Here is a 21226-nt window from a genome sequence, read left to right as displayed (position 1 = left end):
ACTCCGGCCGTCACGACGGCCCCCGTAGAATCGAGGCATGTCCGAGCTCCCCCACGTCCGCCCCGAACGACCCGCGGAGCCCGCACCCGCCGCCACGGCACCCGCCGCCACCGGGACCACCGCGACCGCAGAGCGACTCTCGGCCCTCGACCTCCTCAGCTTCCTGTGCACCCTCTTCGCGGTCGCATCACTCGCGATCTGGGGATTCACGGCGTGGGACCTCCCCTGGAACATCGTCTTCGGAATCGCCGCGCCCCTCGCGACGCTCATCGTGTGGGGCCTGTTCGCCTCGCCGCGCGCCGTGATCCGCGTCCACCCGTTCGTGCGCGGACTCGTCGAGCTGCTCATCTACCTGTCGGCGACGATCGCCTGGTGGAGCGCGGGACAGGCCTGGATCGGTCTCGGCTTCGCCGTCGTCGCCGTCGTGGTCGGCGTCCTCGCGGGGCGCCGCCGCCTGTCGTGACCGACGTCGTCGCTCTGCTGCGCGAGGCGCTCGGGGAGCGCGTCGACACCTCCGATCCGGCCGTCGACGCGGCCCGCGCCGACAAGTCGGGGCACCGCGCCGCCGGGCGACCGCTCGCCGTCGTGCACGCGGCATCCGTCGCAGACGTCCAGACCACGATGCGGATCGCCACCGCGACGGGCACGCCGGTCGTGACCCGCGGCGCCGGTACGGGCCTCGCCGGAGGAGCGAACACCGGCGCCGGCGAGATCGCCCTGTCGGTGCGCGGCATGGACCGCGTCCTCGAGGTCCGCCCGGACGACCTCCTCGCCGTCGTGGAACCCGGCATCCTCAACGCCGACCTCGGGCGCACCCTCGCCCCCTACGGTCTCTGGTGGGCACCCGACCCCGCCAGCCGCGAGATCTCGACCGTCGGCGGCAACATCGCCACGGGCGCGGGCGGGTTGCTGTGCGCGAAGTACGGAGTCGTCCGCGACGCCGTCCTCGCACTCGATGTCGTCCTCGCCGACGGGCGGCTCATCTCGACGGGTCATCGCAGCGTCAAAGGCGTCACGGGCTACGACCTGACGGCACTCATGATCGGCTCGGAGGGCACCCTGGGCGTCGTGGTCGGCGCGACCCTGAAGCTCCGTCGGCTCGTGCCCGGCGAGACGCGGACCCTCACCGCCCTCTTCCCCGATGTCCGCACCGCCGCCGCCGGAGCCGCCGCCGTGACCGCGGCCGGCATCCAGCCGTCGATCATGGAGCTGATGGATGCCGTGAGCCTGACGGCCGCGCATGCGCTCCTCGGTCTCGCCCCGCCGACGCCCGGCGCGACGCAGCTGACCGTGCAGACCGACGGAGCCGCCGCGGCACACGAGCAGACCGAGATCGCGGACATCCTCGTCGCGAGCGGCGGAGCCGTGCGGCTCGCCGCGGACGACGCGGAAGCCGCGCAGCTGTGGGCGGTGCGGCGGGCGATGCACCCCGCGATGGAGACGCTGGGAACGGCGTTGATCGAGGACGTGTCCGTGCCGCGGAGCGCGCTGCCGGCGATGTTCGACGAGATCGCCCGCATCGAAGCCGCCTACGGGCTGACGATCCCCACGGTCTGTCACGCCGGCGACGGCAACCTGCACCCCAACTTCATCTTCGAGGGCGACGAGGTGCCCGCCGAGGTCTGGCGCGCGGCCGACGACCTGTTCCGCGCGGCGATCGCCCTCGGCGGCACCCTGACCGGCGAACACGGCATCGGCGTCCTGAAGAGCCGCTGGCTCGCGGACGAGCTCGGCGAGGATCAGTGGTCGCTGCAGCGCGGGATCAAGTCCGTCTTCGACCCGGCCGGGATCCTCAACCCGGGCAAGGTCTTCTCTCCTCAGCCGTGACGGACGGCGGCGCCGGCCGGTGAAGCCGACGGCCGCGCCGGCGACGGCTGCGTCGTGACCGCCAGGACGATCGAGATGATCCCGACGACACCCGGGATCGACGCGGGGAGCACCCCGACGGGACCGCCGGCACCCGGCGCCACGAGTGTCGCCACGGCGAACATGGTGGCGAGGCCGAGCCCCAGACCGATGGCGGCAATCGGAATCCAACTCCACGGCCGCGGGATCACCCCGATGCGGAGGATCGCGATCGCGCCCCCGATGGCCAGGAGGAAAGCGACGATGACACTCAGCGCCGCGGTCGGCTCCGCACCGACGGCGTACCCGGTGGGGCCGGCCCACCACGCGGCGCGCACCAGGACGAACCCACCCAGCGAGAGCAGCATGACCACACCCGCCGGCCGACGGGCGACGACGCTCTCCTCGGGCCGCAACCCGAACGCATAGACGACGCAGGCGGCGGCGACCAGCACGGCGGCGCCGAGTTCGAGCGGTACCGAGGCGGCGTCTCCCGCGCGGGCGGCGAGGGCGGAGAGCACGCCGAGCACGCTCTGCCCGACGAGCAGGAGACCGCCGATGAGCCACGACCACACCGTTGTGCGCTGCATGGCCACACCCTACGGCCCGCGGTGCGGGGCTGTCACCCGCCCGGCCGGAGCCCGGGTTCCACCGTTCCTCCAGCGGAGACGTGACAGGCTCGAACGGTCCCGACCCGAGGAGGCCCGACGTGTCCGCATCCCGCCCCGCCCGCGCCGCGGGCACCCTCCTCGTCGCCGCCGCGATCGCCGCGATCGCCGTCGCGTGCACGCCGGCGGCCCCGCGGCACGACACGCAGACCGTCGCCGCCGCCTGCGCGACCCTCTCGGGCGCCGTCGACGGTGCGATGACCGACTTCGCCGAGGCGGATGCCGCCGACCCGGCCGCCGCCGCGACGGCCACCGCCGCCGTCCGCACGACGCTGCGCCAGGTCTCCGGATCGATCGACAATGCACGCGTCGAGGCGATCGTCGCCGACCTCCGCGCCGGATTCGACGTTCTGGCGGACGCCTCCGCGGATGCCGCGGCGGGCGACCTCGACGGCGCCACGGGCCTCGCCGACGCCACCGACCGCATCCGCACGGCGGTGTCCGATTATCACGATCTGTGCGGTCGGTGAACCGGATTCAGCCCACGTCGCGTACCCTTTTCGGAAGCGACATTCGCCCTGGCGACGAGACCCCGGATCCCCGTGGAGTCGGGAACGCCGGGCCGCAGCTCGGGGGAGATCGATGTCCGAGACCATCACACGCCAGGACGCAGACGGCACGCCCGCATCGGGTGGGCACGTCGACGTCCGCTGGGCACCGGCCGAGCCGGCGCCCAAGCCTCGCCGTCTGTGGCTGAAGATCGGGCTGCCCGTCGCCGCTGTCGTCGCCGCCGCCACGGTGTGCTCGCTCGTGCTGATCGCCCCGGGGACGACCGCCGCCGGAGTGCCGGTGGGCGGACAGACCGCGGGAGCCGCTGCCGACTCGATCTCGTCGCGCCTCGGGTCCATCGAGGTCTCGCTGGGTGACGGCGGCCCGACCGTGTCGGCTGCCGATCTCGGTGCCTCGGTCGATGCCTCCGCCGTCGCCGATGCCGCTTTCGCGGGCAGCCCCATGTGGAACGTGACCGCGTGGTTCGCCGAGTACGGCACGCCTGAGGTCACCCTCGACGCCGACCGGGCGGCATCCGCTCTGCGCGCAGCACTGCCCGACGCGTACACCGATCCGACGCCTGCGGCCGTCTCGTTCCAGGACGGCGCGTACACGGTGACACCGGCGGGCGACGGCACCGGGGTGTCGATCGACGCCGTCCGCGCCGCCCTCGAGACCGCCCTCGCCGACGGCGCCAGCACCGCCAGCGTCGACCCGACGCCCGAGCCGGTGGCGTCGGCCGTCACGACGGCGGAGGCCGAGGCGACCGCGACCACCCTCAACGACATGATCGCCGAGGCCGGCTTCTACGTCGGCGACGACCGTGCCGTGCCTGTGGCACCCGAGACCCTCGCGTCGTGGCTGCAGGTCTCGGCCGACGAGTCCGGCACGTTCGGCTACACGGCCGACGCCGCGGCGATCCAGGCGGCCGTCGACACGCTGCCGACGAAGGTCAACCAGGACCCCGAGAGCGCCAACGTCCTCACGAGCGAGGCGGGCACCGTGCTGTCGACCGTCGTCGCGGGCCAGGACGGCCGCGTCCTCGGTGAGACCTCGGGCATCGCCCGCGACTTCGCCGACCAGCTCGCCACCGGCGATGCGTCCTACGATCTGCCCGTCGATGTGACGCCGCGCGACACGGTGAGCACCGTCCGACTCGCCGAGGTCGACCTCGGCGAGCAGCGGCTCTACCTGAAGGAGAACGGCAAGGTCGTCGACACCTGGCTGATCTCCAGCGGCCGCGACGGCGCGGTGACGTACACCGGTCACTACTCGATCGGCTGGCGCACCCCCCTGCAGGACATGAAGGGCACGTCGCGCGACACCGGCAACAAGTACACGCAGCCCGACGTCCCGTGGGTCATGTACTTCAACGGCAACCAGGCCTTCCACGGCGCGTACTGGCACAACAACTTCGGCAACCAGATGAGCGCCGGCTGCGTCAACATGCCTCCGGCCCTGGCCAAGAAGCTTTACGACTGGATGCCCGACGGCGGCGACGTCTGGATCCATTCCTGACGCGAAGCGCATCGATCGTTCGGATGCAGTCCGTGGCGATCCCGGTTAGCCTGTGCTCATGGCTGACCTCCGCGTAGAAGAACTGTCGGCGTCGACGATCGTCGGTGTGAACACGCTCTCCCTCAAGCCGGGCCAGGAACGGTTCGTCACGCCCGAGAGCTACGCGATCGCGGCGACCGTGGTCGATCCCGCCACCTCGTGGCAGCGCGTCATCCTCGACGGCGACGAGGTCGTGGGCTTCGTGAGTGCCGGGTTCGATGCGGACGCCCCCCACGAGCACTTCCGTTCGGTGCTCTGGCGCATCAATGTGGATGCCGACGACCAGGGCCGCGGCGTCGGCCGTTACGCCGTCGACCAGCTCATCGATGAAGCCCGTGCGCGCGGCTTCGACCACGTCAACGTCATCTACGAAGCGGGCGAGGGCGGGCCGGACGCGTTCTTCCAGCGCGTCGGCTTCACTCCGGTCGACGAGACCGAGTACGGCGAGGTCGTCGCGCAGATCAAGCTCTGACACTCCCGCGAACGAACGGATGCCCCGGCCCGCTGACGCGGCCGGGGCATCCGTTCGTTCGGATCAGAGCCCGTCGATGATGCCGTTCAGCGTCGCCGAGGGGCGCATGACCTTCTCGACCAGCGCAGGGTCGGGACGGTAATAGCCGCCGATCTCGGCGGGCGCACCCTGCACGGCGACGAGCTCGGCGACGATCGTCTCCTCGTTCGAGCTCAGCGCCTCGGCGACGGGGGCGAAGGCCGCCGCGAGCTCGGCGTCGACGGTCTGACGAGCCAGCTCCTGCGCCCAGTAGGTCGCGAGGTAGAAGTGGCTGCCGCGGTTGTCGATCGTGCCGAGGGCGCGTCCGGGCGACTTGTCCTCTTCGAGGAAGGTGCCGGTGGCCGCGTCGAGGGTGTCGGCGAGGACCTTCGCGTGCGCGTTGCCGGTGTAGTCGGCGAGGTGCTCGAACGAGGCAGCCAGTGCGAAGAACTCGCCCAGCGAGTCCCAGCGCAGGTAGTTCTCACCGACGAGCTGCTGCACGTGCTTGGGGGCCGAGCCGCCCGCACCGGTCTCGAACAGTCCGCCGCCGGCGAGCAGCGGGACGATCGAGAGCATCTTGGCGCTCGTGCCGACCTCGAGGATCGGGAACAGGTCGGTGAGGTAGTCGCGGAGGACGTTGCCGGTGACCGAGATGGTGTCCTCACCGCGGCGGATGCGCTCGAGCGAGTACCGGGTCGCGTCGGCCGGCGCGAGGATCTCGATCGTGAGCCCCTCGGTGTCGTGGTCGGCGAGGTAGGTCTTCACCTTCGCGATGAGGTTCGCGTCGTGAGCGCGGCTCGCGTCCAGCCAGAACACGGCGGGGACCCCGGTCGCACGGGCACGCGTGACGGCGAGCTTCACCCAGTCGCGGATGGCGACGTCCTTGGTCTGCGTCGCACGCCAGATGTCACCCGACTGCACCGCGTGCGAGAGGAGGACCTCGCCCGCCGCGTTCACGACCTCGACCGTGCCGGCCGCAGGGATCTCGAACGTCTTGTCGTGCGAGCCGTACTCCTCGGCCGCCTGGGCCATGAGTCCGACGTTCGGCACGGAGCCGATTGTCGCCGGGTTCAGCGGACCGTTCGCGATGACGTCGTCGATGGTCGCCTGGTAGACGCCCGCGTAGGAGGAGTCGGGGATGACGGCGATCGTGTCGTCCTCACCGCCGTCGGCACCCCACAGCTTGCCGCCGTTGCGGATGAGGGCCGGCATCGAGGCATCCACGATCACGTCGGAGGGGACGTGCAGGTTGGTGATGCCCTTGTCGGAGTTGACGTACGAGAGCCGGGGCCCGTTCGCGATGGCCGCATCGAACGCCGAGCGGATCTCGTCGCCGCCCTCGACGTGGCCGAGACCGGCGAGGATCGCGCCGAGACCGTCGTTCGGGGTGAGGCCGGCCGCGGCGAGCTTGTCACCGAAGCGCGAGAAGACGTCGGCGAAGAAGGCGCGGACGACGTGACCGAAGATGATCGGGTCGCTGACCTTCATCATGGTGGCCTTGAGGTGCACGGAGTAGAGCACGTCCTCGGCCGCAGCCTGAGCGATGGTGTCGGTCAGGAAGGCGTCGAGGGCCGCCGCGGAGAGGAAGGTCGCGTCGACCACCTCGCCGGGGAGGACCTTGAGTCCCGACTTCAGCTCGGTGACGGCGCCGTCCTCGGCCGTGAAGCGGATCGTCAGGACGTCGTCGCCTTCGATGACCGTCGAGGTCTCGTTGGACTTGAAGTCGTCGTGGCCGAGCGTCGCGACGCGGGTCTTGCTTCCGTCGGCGAAGGGCTTGTTGCGGTGCGGGTGCTTGCGCGCGTAGTTCTTGACCGAGAGCGGGGCACGACGGTCGCTGTTGCCTTCGCGCAGGACGGGGTTCACGGCGGAACCCTTGATGCGGTCGTAACGGGCGCGGATGTCCTTCTCTGCCACGTCCTTCGGCTCGTCCGGGTAGTCCGGGATGTCGTAGCCGGCGGCCTTCAGCTCGGCGACGGCCGCCTTGAGCTGCGGAATGGATGCCGAGATGTTCGGCAGCTTGATGATGTTGGCCTCGGGCAGGGTGGCGAGACCGCCGAGCTCGGCGAGCGCGTCGCCCACCTGCTGCTCGGGGGTGAGGTTCTGGGGGAACGCCGCGAGGATGCGGCCCGCGAGCGAGATGTCGCGGGTGTCGATGTGGACTCCGGCCTTTCCGGCGAACGCTTCGACGATCGGCAGGAAGGACGCCGTCGCCAGCGCGGGAGCCTCGTCGGTGTAGGTGTAGATGATGGTGGAATCAGGCACGTGTCGTCTCCAAGAAAAGGGCGTCGCGGATGCTCCTCAGCGTATCGCACGACCCCGGTTTCTCTCGATGTCGAGATATCTCCGCCGGGGCTCGCCCGGGCGCTAGGGTGAGGCCGTGCCGCGCTTCGATCTGCCTCTGCCCGACCTCCGCGACTACCGTCCCCAGATCCGCATCCCCGCCGACTTCGACGACTTCTGGTCGAGCACGGTCGCCGGCGCGCGGGAGGCCGGCGGGTCGCCGGTGGTCATCCCGGTCGAGACGCCCCTGCGGGGCATCGAGGCGTTCGACGTGACGTTCCCCGGCTTCGCGGGCGACCCCGTGAAGGGCTGGCTGCTCCTGCCGACCGCGCGCGACGGCGCGCTGCCGGCCGTCGTCGAGTTCAACGGGTACGGCGGGGGCCGGGGTCTGCCGGTGGAGCGGCTCGGGTGGGCGGCATCCGGCTACGCGCACTTCTTCATGGACACCCGCGGTCAGGGCAGCGCCTGGGGATCGGGCGGGGCGACCCCCGACCCGCACGGCTCCGGCCCCGCCTTCCCGGGATACATGACTCAGGGCATCGACGACCCCGAGACCTACTACTACCGCCGCGTGTTCACCGACGCGGTGCGGGCGATCGACGCGGTGCGTTCCCTCCCCGAGGTGGATGCCGCCCGTGTGGCCGTGTGCGGCGGCAGCCAGGGCGGCGGCATCGCCATCGCGGCGGCAGCCCTCAGCGACGATCTCGTCGCGGCGATGCCCGACGTGCCCTTCCTCTGCCACTTCGAGCGCGCCGTCGGGATGACGGGCCGCGACCCGTACGAGGAGGTCGCGCGGTACCTGGCCGTCCACCGCGGAGCGGAGGAGCGCGTCTTCGAGACCCTCTCGTACTTCGACGGGGTGAGCTTCGCCGCGCGGGCACAGGCGGCATCCCTCTTCTCGGTCGCCCTGCTCGACCCGATCTGCCCGCCGTCGACCGTGTTCGCGGCCTTCAACGCATGGGCCGGGGCGGACAAGGAGATCGAGGTCTTCCCCTTCAACGAGCACGAGGGCGGCCAGGCGTACCAGTGGATGCGGCAGGCCGAGTTCCTCGCGGCGCGGGTCTGAGTCCGCTCAGTCGACCGGCGGACGCTCGCCGGTGCCCCGCTCGATGATCCACGTCGGCAGGGTGATCTGACGCACGAAGCCGGAGGGGTCGCCGATGCGCTCCATCGCGAGGGTGGCCGCGCGTCGCCCCAGTTCGAGCGGGTCGTATGAGATGACCGAGACACCGAGCACGTCCGCGGTGTCGAAGTCGTCGAAGCCGATGAGCGCCGTCCGTTGATCGTCGCGCGCCTTCAGAGCGCGCAGTGCGCCGACCGTCACCCGGTTGTTGCCGGCGATGATGGCCGTCGGCGCGGCATCCTGCCGCCAGAGGCGCTGCACGAGGTCCCGCGGCGGGATCGACAGATCGTCGCCCAGCATCTCCCACCGCCCTGCCTCAATGCCCGCCTCGGCCATCGCCTGGCGGTAGCCGGCGAGACGCTCGGACTGCGTCCAGACGGATGCCGGGTTGCAGACGTAGGCGATGCGCCGGTGACCGAGCGCCGTCAGCCGACGGGTCGCCTCGAGGACGGCCGCGCGGTTGTCGAGGACGATCGAATCGGCCGCGAGGTTGCGGGCCGGGCGGTCGATGGCGATGACCGGGGTCCCGAGCTGACGCTCCCCCTCGAGGTAGGACTGGTCTTCGCCGACGGGGATGAGCAGCAGCGCTCCGACGCGCTGCGCCAGGAGCGCATCGGCGACGCGCCCTTCGCCCTCTTCGGTGTCGTCGGTGGTGGCGACGACGAGGCTGAACCCGTGCGCCGAGAGCTCCTTCTCGATACCGGCGGCGACCTTGTAGTAAAACGGGTTGCTCAGCTCGCCGATGATGAAGCCGACCGTGCGGCTGCCCCCACGGCGCAGCCCCTGCGCGAGGCTGTTGGGCCGGAAGCGCAGCCGCTTCGCCGAGGCGAGGACCCGCTCGACCGTCTGCGGTGCGACGAGCTCCCGCTGCGCGAAGACCCGTGAGACCGTCTTGGAGCTGACTCCGGCCAGCCGCGCGACGTCGTCGAGCGTGGCCCGTTGCTGCACCGTCATCGTGCCTCCCGCCGCCCACGATAGCAGTCCGGACAGAAATGACGACGATAGACATTTCTCTGACATCGGATGCCTCGCAAAGACGCATCCGAGATGATAAACCCCAGCCCAGGGGTATTTCGCGGATGTGCATCGTCATCCGGACAAGTCCAGACAGCGCTGTCATCGAAGCCTTGTGAGAGGTCGGTCGGGGGTCTAACGTGAGCCGCGTCGGCGCCGTTGCCGACCCGCACCCGAGTGGTTTCGAAGACGAACCTGACAGGAGACGCACACATGGCACGCACACGGATCGGCGTTGCTGCCGCGACGCTCACGCTCGCCGGCATCGCCCTCGCCGGTTGCGCCGGCGGTGGCACACAGCCCGCCGGCGACAACACGATCGACGGAAAGGTGGCCGGCGACATCAAGGTCGTCACCTGGCGCACCGACCTTGTCGAGGACGGCACCTTCGAGAAGTACGCGAAGGAGTTCACCAAGAAGTACCCTGACGTCACCGTGACCTTCGAGGGCATCACCGACTACGCCGGTGAGATGCTCACCCGGATGTCGACCACGAACTACGGCGACGTCATCGGCATCCCGGCGATCAAGCCCGACCAGTACGAGCAGTTCCTCGAGCCGCTCGGCAAGACCTCGTCGTTCGAGGACACGTACCGCTTCCTGCCCGCCGCGAGCTTCGACGGCACGCAGTACGGCATCGCCTTCGGCGGCAACGCCAACGGCATCGTCTACAACAAGAAGGTCTTTGACGCGGCGGGGATCACCGACCTGCCCACCGACGAGGCCGGCTGGCTCGACACGCTGCAGAAGGTGAAGGACAACACCGACGCGATCCCGATGTACACCAACTACAAGGACGGCTGGCCGCTCACCCAGGCCTTCGGGAACCTCGGCTCGATCACGCACGACCCCGACGCCCCCATCACGATGGCGGAGAACCCCGCGCCGTGGACCGAGGGCACCGACACCTACGCGGTCGACTCCTTCCTCTACGACACGGTCGCGGCCGGACTCACGGAGGAGGACCCGCTCACCACCAACTGGGAGCAGTCCAAGGTCGACCTCGGCACCGGCAAGATCGCCACGATGCCGCTCGGCTCGTGGGCCATCTCGCAGATGCAGGCGGCCGCCGAGGCGAACGGCGGCTCGGCCGACGACATCGGTTACATGGCCTTCCCGGCCAACGTCGACGGCACCCAGTACGCCGTCATCGGCGGCGACTACAACCTCGCCGTGAGCAAGCACTCGAAGGCGAAGGCCGCCGCGTGGGCGTGGATCCAGTGGGTCGCCGCCGACTCCGGCTACACGGAGGCGCAGGGCATGCTGTCCCCCGTCATCGACAAGCCGCTCCCCGCAAACCTCGCCGGGTTCGAGGACTCGGGAGTCGAGCTCATGGAGATCAACCCCGCCCCCGCCGGCAAGGAGGGTCTGATCAACGCGATCGCCGACGACTCGCAGATCGACCTCTACGGCCCGCTCTACCGCCAGAAGCTCGTCGACATCGCCCGCGGCGCCGCCGACGGCGACAAGGACAGCTACTTCGCCGAACTCAACGAGCGCTGGGTCGCATCGGCGAAGAAGCTCGGCTGAGAGAGGCATCCACGATGGCGATCGCAGCTTCCGGCTCCGCACCCGCGGATGCCCCTGCGGTCCTGTCCGCACCCGCCCGAGGACGTCGGATGCACGGCACACGCCGCGCATCCGGCGCCCCCGGCAGCGGGTCGCGCCGGGCGGGACGCGGGATCGTGCAACGGCTGACCCCCTGGCTGTTCCTCTCCGGGGCCGTCGGCCTCCTCCTCCTGTTCACCTACTGGCCGGCGCTGAACCTCTTCTACTACTCGGTCACCGACTGGGACGGCATCGACCTCGAGAAGAACCTCGTCGGCATCGACAACTACGTGCAGGTCTTCACCGATCCGCGCATCTTCAGCGTCTTCTGGGTGAGCCTCTACTACTTCGCCGCCTCCTTCCTGCAGATGGCCATCGCGCTCTACTTCGCGGTGATCCTCAGCTTCTCGACCCGGTTCTCGAACCTGTTCCGCGGCATCCTCTTCTTCCCGTACCTGATCAACGGCGTCGCGATCGGGTTCGTCTTCCTCTACCTGTTCCAGCCCGGAGGCACACTCGACACCGTGCTCGGATGGGTCGGCCTCGCCGACCCCCCGAAGTGGCTGGGCGACCCCGACGTCGTCAACTGGTCGCTCGCCGGCACATCCGTCTGGCGCTACACGGGACTGAACTTCGTGCTCTTCCTCGGCGCGATCCAGTCGATTCCCCGCGAGCTCTACGAAGCCGCGGAGCTGGACGGCGCCAACAAGTGGCAGCAGTTCTGGTCGATCATCGCCCCCGGCATCCGTCGCATCATCGGGCTGTCGTTCATCCTCGCCATCGCCGGCAGCCTGTCGGTGTTCGAGGTGCCGTTCATCATGACCGGCGGGGCCAACGGGTCGGCGACCTTCGTCATTCAGACCCTGCAGACCGCGTTCTCCTTCCGCCAGGTCGGACTGGCCTCGGCCATGGCCGTCGTCCTGCTGGCGATCGTGCTGGTCGTGACGTGGATCCAGCGCCGCGTGTTCCCCGACGAGAAGGTGGACCTGACATGACCGCCACGCTGATTCCGCCCACGAAGCCCACGCCCCTCCCCCGGCGCCGGTCGGGGCGGACGCCGCTCCAGCGTCTCGGCAGCATGAGCGCCACCGCGGCGAAGTACACCAGCCTCGTGATCGCCGCGATCGTCACCCTGCTGCCGCTGTCGGTGCTGCTGTTCGCCTCGATGAAGAGCTCGAGCGAATACGCGGCGACGGGGCCGTTCGATCCGCCGTCGAACTGGCTGAACTTCGACAACTTCGTGACGGCGTTCACGAGCGGCAAGATGCTCGAGGGCTTCGTCAATACGACGATCGTCCTGGCCGTCTCGCTCGTCGGCACGATCGCACTCGGCACGATGGCCGCGTACGCCCTCGACCGGTTCGCCTTCCGGGGCAAGAAGCTCGTCATGGGCCTGTTCCTGCTGGCCACCCTCATCCCGGGGGTGACGAGTCAGGTCGCGACGTTCCAGCTCGTCAACGGTCTCGGCCTCTACGACACCAAGGCCGCGCTGATCCTGCTCTTCATGGGCACCGACATCATCGCGATCTACCTCTTCATCCAGTTCATGCAGTCGATCCCGATCTCGCTCGACGAAGCCGCGATGATCGACGGCGCCAACCGGTGGACGATCTACTGGCGTGTGATCCTCCCCCTGCTGCGCCCCGCGATCGCCACCGTCGTCATCATCAAGGGCATCGCGGTCTACAACGAGTTCTACGCCCCCTTCCTCTACCTGCCCTCCGAGGGCATGATCTCCACGTCCCTCTTCCGATTCAAAGGTCCGTTCGGCGCGCAGTGGGAGGTGATCGCGGCCGGCACGCTCGTCGTGATCATCCCGACGCTGGTCGCCTTCCTCGTCCTGCAACGATGGATCTACCAGGGCCTCACCTCAGGAGCCGTCAAGTGACCCACCTCTCCCGCCGTCCCCTCCACGGCAGATGGACCGTCCGCGCCACCGCGGGTCCCGCGCCCGACGTCATCGGCGGTCTCACCGTGCCCGCGACGGTGCCCGGCAGCATCCACGTCGATCTGCTCGCCGAGGGCCTGATCCCCGACCCGTTCCACGGCGACAACGAGTCGCTGCTGGCGTGGATCGGCCTCGTCGACTGGACGTATCGGACGACGTTCGCCTGGACGCCCGACGGCAGCGAGCGCCACGACCTCGTGTTCGACGGTCTCGATACGGTCGCCGTGATCCGCCTCAACGGCACGGTGATCGGCGAGGTCGCCAATCAGCATCGCTCCTACCGCTACGACGTGGCCGCGCTCCTGCGCGACGGCGACAACGACCTCGAGGTCGCCTTCCGGGCACCGGTGCCGTACGCGAACCAGGCGAGCATCGAGCTCGGTGCCCGGCCGCGTCCGTACCCGCTGCCCTACGAGGCGATCCGCAAGTCCGCCTGCAGCTTCGGCTGGGACTGGGGCATCGCGACGTACACGAGCGGCATCTGGAAGCCGGCGCGCCTCGAGTCGTGGTCGACCGCGCGACTGGCCGAGACTCGCGTCGTCGCGACGCCGGACGGCGACGGCGGACGCGTGTCGGTGGACGTCCGCATCGACCGGACGGATGCCGCTGACACCCCGCTCGAGCTGCGTGCGGTGGTGCGGGGTCCGGGCCTGGATGGCGACGCGACCGCGGTCGCCACCGCCGTCGGTGAGAACGGGCACGTCGAGGTCGACCTCCCCGTAGCCCACCGCTGGTGGCCCGTCGGTCACGGCGACCAGCCGCTCTACACCGTCGAGGTCTCCCTTCACGCTGAGGGCGGGACGGTCGACGCGACCACCCGCCGGGTCGGGTTCCGGACGGTCCACTGGGACACCGAGCCGGATGCCGCGGGCACGCCGTACACGCTCATCGTCAACGACCGGCCGATCTTCGTGAAGGGGGTCAACTGGATCCCCGACGACGCGCTCCCCGTGCGCGTCGACCGCGACCGCTACCAGCGCCGCTTGCGCCAGGCGATCGACGCGAACGTGAACCTCATCCGCGTGTGGGGCGGCGGCCTCTACGAGTCCGACGACTTCTACGACCTCGCGGACGAACTCGGCCTGCTCGTCTGGCAGGACTTCCTCTTCGCGTGCGCCGCCTACCCCGAGGAGGAGCCCCTGCGCTCCGAGATCGAGGCCGAGGCGCGCGAGAACATCGTCCGACTCGCCTCGCACGCCTCGCTCGCGCAGCTCGTCGGCAACAACGAGAACCTCTGGGGCTTCGAGGACTGGGGCTGGAAGCTGAGCCTCGACGGCAAGAGCTGGGGTGCGACGTACTACTACGAACTCTTCCCCGCCCTCATCGCCGAACTCGCCCCGCACGTCCCGTACGCCCCCGGCAGCCCCTTCAGCCCCGAGACCGGCTGGGACGCGGCATCCGGTCGTCAGACGGGGCCGCACCCGAACGACGAGCTGCACGGCAGCATGCACCTGTGGGAGCAGTGGAACCGGCGCGACTGGACCACGTATCGCGACCACACGCCGCGCTTCGTCGCCGAGTTCGGCTGGCAGGCGCCGCCGGCGTGGACGACTCTCGTCGAGTCCGTCGACGATGCGCCGCTGACGCCCGAGTCGCCGGGCATGATCGTCCACCAGAAGGCCATCGACGGCAACGTGAAGCTCACGAACGGTCTGCTCCCCCACTTCCGGGTGCCGGCCGATATGGAGACCTGGCACTGGGCGATGCAGCTGAACCAGGCCCTCGCCGTCGGCGCTGCGCTCGACCACTTCCGCTCGTGGGCGCCGCACACGATGGGCGCCGTCGTCTGGCAGCTCAACGACTGCTGGCCGGTCACCTCGTGGGCCGCGATCGATGGGGCCGAGCGGGTCAAGCCGCTGTTCCACGCGCTGAAGAACGCTTTCGCGCCCCGCGTCGCGACGGTGCAGCCGCGCGACGGCCGGCTCGTCGCGGTCCTCGGAAACGAAACCGATGAGGCGTGGAGCGTCCCGGTGCGCACGCGACGCGTCTCGTTCGGCGGCGAGGTGCTCGCCGACACGGCGGTGGACGTCACCGTCGAGGCCCGGGGAACGCTCGTCGTGTCGATCGATGCCGAGCTCGCCACGGCGGCGGATGCCGCGTCCGAGGCGCTCGTGGTCGATGCCGACGGCGCGCGCGGAATCTGGTACTTCGCCGAGCCGCGCGACTCGACGCTCGGCGATCCCGGTCTGACGGTCTCGACCCGCGCCGTCGAGGGAGGCACCGAGGTCAGCATCACGGCTGCGCGCTTCGCCCGCGAGGTCTCGCTGCTCGCCGACAAGGTGCATGCCTCCGCGCAGCCCGCCGACGGCCTGCTCACGCTGCTCCCCGGCGAGACCGGACGCATCGTCGTGCGCCACGACGCCGGCGTCGCGCTCGACGCGGACGCGCTCGCGGACCCCCGCGTGCTCCGCTCCGCCAACCAGCTGGTGACCGGATGAGCCTGCCGGGCGGATTCGTCTGCGGGATGACGTGGGGGTGGACGGGCGTCCGCGGAACGTGGACGACACCTGCGGCCGCGGCATCCCTCGACGCGATGGTCGACCACGGCGTCACGTGGACGGCGCTCTCGTACGCCGCGCTGCAGACGACCGCGTTCTCGACCGAAGTCCCGTTCCGCGACGAACCGACGGTCACGGAGGACGAGATCGTCCACGCCATCCGCGCGGCACACGACCGCGGCCTGAAGGTCTGTCTGAAGCCGGTCGTCAACGTCGCCGACGGGACCTGGCGCGCGTTCATCGGCTTCTTCGACTGGGACGTGCCCGGCGAGCCGAGCTGGACGGAGTGGTTCGCCTCGTACCGGGAATTCATCCTCGACGCCGCACGCATCGCCCAGGCCGAGGGCTGCGCGATGCTCTGCATCGGGTGCGAGATGGTGCGCGCCGACGGGCAGGAGGCGCACTGGCGTGACCTGGTGCGGGCGGTGCGAGAGGTGTACTCCGGACTCGTGACGTACAACTGCGACAAGTACCAGGAAAACCGGGTCGGCTGGTGGGACGCGGTCGACGTGATCTCCTCGAGCGGCTACTACCCGATCGACGCGTGGCAGGAGAACCTCGACCGGATCGAGGCGGTCGTCGCGGCATCCGGCAAACCGTTCGTCTTCCTCGAAGCGGGATGCCCCTCGCGCGAGAACTCCCCGATGCGACCGAACGACTGGGCTCTCGAGGGCGCGCCGTCGGGACAGGCGCAGCTCGACTACTACCGCGTCATGTTCGACGCGTGCGCGGAACGCGAGTGGATGTCGGGGTTCTTCCTCTGGGACTGGCCGGCCGAGCTCTACGACCCGGACGTCGCCGACCGCAACGACGACTACTGTCCATATGGCAAGCCGGCGGGAGAGTTCCTGCGCGAGCGGTACCGGGCGCTGGCAGGCGCCACCACCGGAGGAGGACGATGAACGCGCGCCGAGTGCTCGCCATCGATGCGGGACAGAGCGACATCAAGGTGCGAGTCGACGACGGCACCCGCCGCGAGGACCTGACGTTCCGCGGCATCCACACCGGCATCCCCCTCCTGCCGCAGCTCGCCGACGTCGTGCGCGAGACCCTCGCGCGGACCGGCACCGACCTCGACGTCGTGACGGCGGGGATCTCGGGACTCACCGACCGCGACGCCGATGCGGATGCGCTCCTCGCGCTGGTCCACTCCGACGGCGTGCAGGCGACGATGCTCGCGCATGATTCGACGACGTCGTTCCTCGGTGCGCTGGGCGATCGGCACGGCGCCGTCGTCGCAGCCGGCACCGGAGTCGTCACTCTGGCCGTCGGCGAGACCGAGACGGCGCGGGTCGACGGCTGGGGCTGGATCATGGGCGATGCCGGCAGCGGCTACTGGATCGGGCGCGCGGCCCTCGATGCCGTGATGCGCGCCTACGACGGACGCGGCCCCGCGACGGTTCTGACCGAGGCCGCGCTGTCGCGCTGGCCGGACCTGACGCAGGCCTACATGGCGCTGCAGGCCGACCACGACCGCGTGCGCGTCGTCGCCTCGCTCGCTCGCGAGGTCGCTGCAGCCGCGGATGCCGGCGACGCGGTGGCGCGGGACATCTCGCGACGCGCGGCGCACGAACTCGCCTCATCCGCCCGGACCGCGGTCCGACGCGTGCGCACCGATGAGCCGGCGTTCGACGTCTGCGCCATCGGCGGGGTCTTCGCCTCGCGGACGCTGCACGACGCCTTCGAGTCCGAGCTCGGCGAGGACCTCCGCCTCGTCTCGCCCCGCGGCGTCGGCATCGACGGCGCCCTCGCCCTGGCGGAGATCACCCCCGCGCATCCGCTCGGCGCCGCCGTCCACCGCGCCGGCGGGATCTGACCCGCACGCGACGCGCGGTGACCGTGCCGAGTGCAGGTTCAGACGGCTCCGATGGTGCCCTGAGCGCGGTGAACACCCCCTGAACCTGCATCCGGCACACTCGGCCGCCGCGAACGACGGATGCCGGGGCCCCGACTTCGGGCCCCGGCATCCGTCAGCGGCTCAGCGCCGGCTCAGACGAGCGATTCGCGCCAGGCGCGGTGCAGCTGGGCGAACTTGCCCGTACCCGCGATGAGCGCGTCGGGGGTGTCGTCCTCGATGATGCGCCCGTGCTCCATCACCAGCACGCGGTCGGCGATCGCGACCGTCGACAGGCGGTGCGCGATGATGATCGCCGTGCGGTCAGCGAGCAGGGTGCCGAGAGCCTCCTGGATCTGGCGCTCGCTCGGGATGTCGAGCGACGCCGTGGCCTCATCGAGGATCAGCACGGCCGGGTCGGCGAGGAAGGCACGCGCGAACGAGATCAGCTGACGCTGGCCCGCCGACACTCGGCCGCCGCGCTTGTTCACGTCGGTGTCGTAGCCGTCGGGCAGCTTCTGGATGAAGCCGTCCGCCCCCACGGCGCGCGCCGCCGCACGGATCTCGTCCATCGTCGCGTCGGGCTTGCCGAGCGCGATGTTGTCGGCGACGGTCCCGCTGAACAGGTACGCCTCCTGCGTGACCATGACGATCGCGCGGCGCAGATCCTTCGGGTGCAGCTCCCGCAGGTCGACGCCGTCGAGCGTCACCGCACCCTTCGTCGGGTCGTAGAACCGTGCGACGAGCTTGGCGAGCGTCGACTTGCCGGCACCCGTCGTCCCGACGAGGGCGATCGTCTGCCCGGCGGGTATGTCGAGGCGGAAGTCCGGGAGGATGATCTTCGTCTCGGAGTACCCGAAGGTCACGTCGTCGAAGCTCAGGTGGCCGCTGGCCTCGCGGAGGTCGACCGGCTTCGCCGGATCCGGGACGGTCGGCGACTCCTCGAGGACGCCCGACACCTTCTCGAGCGCCGCCGTGGCGGACTGGTAGGAGTTCAGGAAGAACGCCACCTCCTGCATCGGCGCGAAGAAGTTCCGCACGTACAGGACGGCCGACAGCAGGAAACCGAGCTCGAGAGCCCCGCTCACCACGCGCAGACCACCCCAGAGCAGCACTGCCGCGAGGGCGAAGGATGCCAGGGCCATCATCGCGGGCTCGAACGTGCCGAACAGGCGGATCGAGCGCATGTTGATGTCGCGGTAGTCGCTCGCCAGACCGCCGAACTCGCGGTCGTTCGCCGGCTCCTTGCGGAACGCCTTGACGGCGCGGACACCGGTCATCGTCTCGACGAACTTGACGATCACCTTGGCGCTCACGACGCGGGACTCGCGGTAGACGACCTGCGAGCGCAGGTAGAACCAGCGCATGAGGAAGAACAGCGGGACGCCCATGGCTGCGAGGACGAGACCGGACTGCCAGTCGAGCAGGATCAGCGCGACGAGAGTGAACCCGCCGTACAGCAGGCCCGAGACGAGCTCGTTCAGACCGCCGTCGAGCAGCTCGCGGATCGTGTCGAGGTCGCTCGTCTGTCGCGAGATGATGCGGCCCGACGTGTACGACTCGTGGAACTCGAGGCTGAGCTTCTGCGTGTGCAGGAAGATCCGCTTGCGGAGGTCCAGCATGACCGCCTGGGTCAGGCGCGCCACGACGACGGCGTACCAGCCGATGAGCGCGGCGCCGCCGATCGCGGAGATCAGGAAGATGATGACGACGACGATCGTCGGCATCCAGTCGGCTTCCTTCTGGACGGCCGGGAGCGCGTTCGCGATGCCCCAGCCGACGAGGGCGGGACCGGCGACGCGGAGGACGGTCGAGATGACCAGCACGATCCCCGCGAGGACGAGCTGCATCTTCAGCGGCGTGACGAGAGACCCGAGGAGTCGCAGCGAGCGACGCCGGATCTGCCGGCTCTCTTCGCGGGTGTAATCGGAGCGGTCTTCGCCGCTGGTGCCCGTGACGGTGCTCACAGGGACACCTCCCTCTTGTGCTGACGTTCCTGCTCGTCCTCGAGACTCGAGATGACGTGCCGGTAGTGCTCGCTGGTGCGCAGGAGCTCGGAGTGCGTGCCGACGGCGGTGATGCGTCCCTCTTCGAGGAGCGCGACGCGGTCGGCGAGTGTGACGGTGGAGGGCCGGTGCGCGACGACGAGCGCCGTCGTCTCGGCCAGGACCACACGGAGGGCGTCCTCGACGAGCGCCTCGGTGTCGACGTCGAGCGCCGACAGCGGGTCGTCGAGGACGAGGACGGCGGGACGCGCCGCGACGGCGCGCGCGAGCGCAAGGCGCTGACGCTGACCGCCCGAGAGGCTGAGCCCTTCTTCGCCGATGACGGTGTCGACGCCGTCGGGCAGGTCGTCGACGAACGCGGCCTGCGCGACCTGAAGGGCCTCGCGCATGACGCGCTCCCCCTCGGCGCTCTGCGGGTCGAGGTCCTCGCGCCCGAGCAGGACGTTCTCACGCACGGTCTGCGAGAACAGCGTCGCGTCCTCGAAAGCCATGCCGACGTGACGGCGCAGCTCGGTCAACGGCAGGTCGCGGACGTCGACGCCGTCGATCAGCACGCGACCGCCGGTGACGTCGTAAAGGCGCCCGGGCAGGGTCGTGAGCGTCGTCTTTCCCGACCCCGTCAGACCGACGAGAGCCATGGTCTCGCCGGGTCGCAGCGACAGGTCGATGCCGTCGAGCAGGTCGCGCTCGGTGGCCGCGGCATCCTGATACCGGAACCGCGCCCCCTCGAAGACCAGCTCGCCGCGGGGCTCCGCGATCGAGACCGGGTTCTCGGGGTCGACGATCGTGTTCTGCTCGTCGAACACCTCGAAGATGCGGTCCGTCGCAGTGCGTGCGTCGACGAGGAACGAGAACAGGAACCCGATCGACTCGACCGGCCAGCGCAGGATCGTCGCCATCGCGAAGAAGGCGATGAGCGCGGCGGTGTCGATCTCGCCGACCGAGACGAGGTAGATGCCCGCGCCGAGGCACAGCGCGAAGGCGATGTCCGGCAGCAGCACGAGCCAGAACCAGATCCAGCCGACGGCCTTGGCCTTGCTGATCTCTGTCTCGCGCAGCGTCTCGGCCTGGCGGGTGAACTTGCGCAGGGCATGGCTGCCGCGCCCGAAGGCCTTGAGGACGCGGATGCCGTGCACCGACTCCTCGACGGCGGTCGCCAGGTCGCCTGCCTGATCCTGACTCTGCCGCGACAGCATGCCGTAACGGTTCTCGAACACGAAGCCCGCGATCCACAGCGGTGCGGAGACGATGACGAAGATCGTGCCGAGCAGCCAGTGCCAGCTGAACAGGATCGCCGAGCCGACGACGATCGTGATCATGTTCACGACCAGCAGGACGACGCCGAACGCCATCCACCGGCGGATGAGGCCGATGTCCTGCATCATGCGGCTGAGCAGCTGACCGGACTGCCACCGGTCGTGGAAGGCGACGGGCAGGCGCTGCAGCCGGCCGTAGAAGTCGGTGCGCAGCTCGTACTCGACGGCGGTGGCGGGAGAGAGCACGAACCAGCGGCGCGCCCAGACCATGAGCGCTTCGAGCAGGCCGAGCAGCAGCACGGCGCCGCCGCCGAGGGCGATCAGCCACGGGTTGCCCGAGGCAATGGGACCGTTCGTGCCGACGATCTGCTCGAGGACGAGCGGGATGGACAGGCCCAGCAGGCTCGCGATGAGCGCGCTGAGGGCACCGAGCCCGAGACGCGGGAGCACGGGCTTCGCGAACGGGATCAGGCGGGCGAGGGAGCGGGCGGTGGACAGACGGGGATGCGTCGAGGAGGTCATGATCCTGCACAGGTGAGGAGCGGATGCCGAGGCGGCGAGGAGCGCGGCGTGGCGCGGACGATCAGGGTCGCGGTGACCCGTCGAGGGAGAACGAAGAGGTGCGCGGGAAGCTTCCGCGCGGGATCAGATCCTCGGTGTCATCCCTGAC

General features: G+C 70.0%; 17 protein-coding genes. 12 read left to right on the top strand and 5 right to left on the bottom strand.

From position 1 onward, the window contains the following. The first annotated feature begins 37 nt into the window (after positions 1 to 37). Together Q9S78_RS07170 and Q9S78_RS07165 are read left to right on the top strand one after the other, a co-directional pair. Entirely contained in the window at positions 38 to 463 is a 426-nt protein-coding gene (locus Q9S78_RS07170; protein WP_020096669.1) for a YrdB family protein, read from the top strand. Beyond that, complete coding sequence (locus tag Q9S78_RS07165; RefSeq protein ID WP_311869801.1) at positions 460 to 1827, top strand: FAD-binding oxidoreductase; 1368 nt, start codon at positions 460 to 462, stop codon at positions 1825 to 1827. Before Q9S78_RS07170 ends, Q9S78_RS07165 begins: the two co-directional genes overlap by 4 nt. Here Q9S78_RS07165 and Q9S78_RS07160 read toward each other — a convergent pair. Continuing rightward, positions 1818 to 2435, bottom strand: a complete 618-nt coding sequence (locus Q9S78_RS07160; RefSeq protein WP_020096667.1) for a hypothetical protein — start codon at positions 2433 to 2435, stop codon at positions 1818 to 1820. The genes Q9S78_RS07165 and Q9S78_RS07160 overlap by 10 nt on opposite strands. A gap of 119 nt (positions 2436 to 2554) precedes the next feature. On the opposite strand from Q9S78_RS07160, the gene Q9S78_RS07155 reads away from it, so the two are divergent. The 3 genes from Q9S78_RS07155 to Q9S78_RS07145 all read left to right on the top strand — a co-directional run bounded on the left by Q9S78_RS07155 (position 2555) and on the right by Q9S78_RS07145 (position 5031). Further along, complete coding sequence (locus Q9S78_RS07155; protein ID WP_020096666.1) at positions 2555 to 2983, top strand: hypothetical protein; 429 nt, start codon at positions 2555 to 2557, stop codon at positions 2981 to 2983. A gap of 112 nt (positions 2984 to 3095) precedes the next feature. Beyond that, positions 3096 to 4520 carry a L,D-transpeptidase gene (locus Q9S78_RS07150; protein WP_311869798.1) on the top strand — a complete coding sequence of 475 codons (1425 nt, stop codon included), beginning with the start codon at positions 3096 to 3098 and terminating at the stop codon, positions 4518 to 4520. A gap of 58 nt (positions 4521 to 4578) precedes the next feature. Beyond that, positions 4579 to 5031 carry a GNAT family N-acetyltransferase gene (locus tag Q9S78_RS07145; RefSeq protein ID WP_116228534.1) on the top strand — a complete coding sequence of 151 codons (453 nt, stop codon included), beginning with the start codon at positions 4579 to 4581 and terminating at the stop codon, positions 5029 to 5031. A 63-nt stretch (positions 5032 to 5094) separates the two neighbouring features. Here the strand turns inward: Q9S78_RS07145 and Q9S78_RS07140 are convergent, their stop codons facing one another. Next, positions 5095 to 7311 (bottom strand): NADP-dependent isocitrate dehydrogenase, encoded by a 2217-nt coding sequence (locus Q9S78_RS07140; RefSeq protein WP_311869795.1) that lies wholly within the window; start codon positions 7309 to 7311, stop codon positions 5095 to 5097. A 115-nt stretch (positions 7312 to 7426) separates the two neighbouring features. On the opposite strand from Q9S78_RS07140, the gene Q9S78_RS07135 reads away from it, so the two are divergent. Next, the gene (locus Q9S78_RS07135; protein ID WP_311869792.1) at positions 7427 to 8395 is read left to right on the top strand and encodes an acetylxylan esterase; all 969 of its coding nucleotides are present in this window, start codon (positions 7427 to 7429) and stop codon (positions 8393 to 8395) included. A gap of 6 nt (positions 8396 to 8401) precedes the next feature. On the opposite strand, the gene Q9S78_RS07130 is transcribed toward Q9S78_RS07135, so the two are convergent. Beyond that, positions 8402 to 9406, bottom strand: a complete 1005-nt coding sequence (locus tag Q9S78_RS07130) for a LacI family DNA-binding transcriptional regulator (RefSeq protein WP_311869790.1) — start codon at positions 9404 to 9406, stop codon at positions 8402 to 8404. 273 nt (positions 9407 to 9679) lie between these two features. On the opposite strand from Q9S78_RS07130, the gene Q9S78_RS07125 reads away from it, so the two are divergent. From Q9S78_RS07125 to Q9S78_RS07100, 6 genes are read left to right on the top strand one after another with little or no spacing between them, the layout of a single operon-like run. After that, positions 9680 to 10996, top strand: coding sequence for an ABC transporter substrate-binding protein (locus Q9S78_RS07125; RefSeq protein ID WP_311869784.1), 1317 nt, complete (start codon positions 9680 to 9682; stop codon positions 10994 to 10996). A gap of 14 nt (positions 10997 to 11010) precedes the next feature. After that, complete coding sequence (locus Q9S78_RS07120; protein ID WP_026303056.1) at positions 11011 to 12009, top strand: carbohydrate ABC transporter permease; 999 nt, start codon at positions 11011 to 11013, stop codon at positions 12007 to 12009. Further along, on the top strand, positions 12006 to 12902 hold the full coding sequence (locus Q9S78_RS07115) for a carbohydrate ABC transporter permease (RefSeq protein WP_018188862.1): 897 nt from the start codon (positions 12006 to 12008) through the stop codon (positions 12900 to 12902). The genes Q9S78_RS07120 and Q9S78_RS07115 overlap by 4 nt, the downstream gene beginning before the upstream one ends. Continuing rightward, on the top strand, positions 12899 to 15400 hold the full coding sequence (locus tag Q9S78_RS07110) for a glycoside hydrolase family 2 protein (RefSeq protein WP_311869780.1): 2502 nt from the start codon (positions 12899 to 12901) through the stop codon (positions 15398 to 15400). The genes Q9S78_RS07115 and Q9S78_RS07110 overlap by 4 nt, the downstream gene beginning before the upstream one ends. Beyond that, positions 15397 to 16362: a glycoside hydrolase family 113 gene (locus Q9S78_RS07105; RefSeq protein ID WP_446500003.1), complete on the top strand. Its 966-nt coding sequence runs from the start codon at positions 15397 to 15399 to the stop codon at positions 16360 to 16362. The genes Q9S78_RS07110 and Q9S78_RS07105 overlap by 4 nt, the downstream gene beginning before the upstream one ends. Further along, positions 16359 to 17276, top strand: a complete 918-nt coding sequence (locus Q9S78_RS07100) for an N-acetylglucosamine kinase (RefSeq protein WP_311869777.1) — start codon at positions 16359 to 16361, stop codon at positions 17274 to 17276. The genes Q9S78_RS07105 and Q9S78_RS07100 overlap by 4 nt, the downstream gene beginning before the upstream one ends. A gap of 173 nt (positions 17277 to 17449) precedes the next feature. On the opposite strand, the gene Q9S78_RS07095 is transcribed toward Q9S78_RS07100, so the two are convergent. Then, positions 17450 to 19261 (bottom strand): ABC transporter ATP-binding protein, encoded by a 1812-nt coding sequence (locus tag Q9S78_RS07095; RefSeq protein ID WP_018188866.1) that lies wholly within the window; start codon positions 19259 to 19261, stop codon positions 17450 to 17452. Further along, the gene (locus tag Q9S78_RS07090; RefSeq protein WP_018188867.1) at positions 19258 to 21078 is read right to left on the bottom strand and encodes an ABC transporter ATP-binding protein; all 1821 of its coding nucleotides are present in this window, start codon (positions 21076 to 21078) and stop codon (positions 19258 to 19260) included. The genes Q9S78_RS07095 and Q9S78_RS07090 overlap by 4 nt, the downstream gene beginning before the upstream one ends. Positions 21079 to 21226: the final 148 nt, after the last annotated feature.

This window comes from Microbacterium aquilitoris (assembly GCF_031932285.1).
In the GTDB taxonomy this organism is placed as follows: Bacteria; Actinomycetota; Actinomycetes; order Actinomycetales; family Microbacteriaceae; genus Microbacterium; species Microbacterium aquilitoris.
The sequence above is the reverse complement of the archived record's forward strand: the minus strand, read 5'-3'. Positions and strand labels throughout refer to the sequence as shown.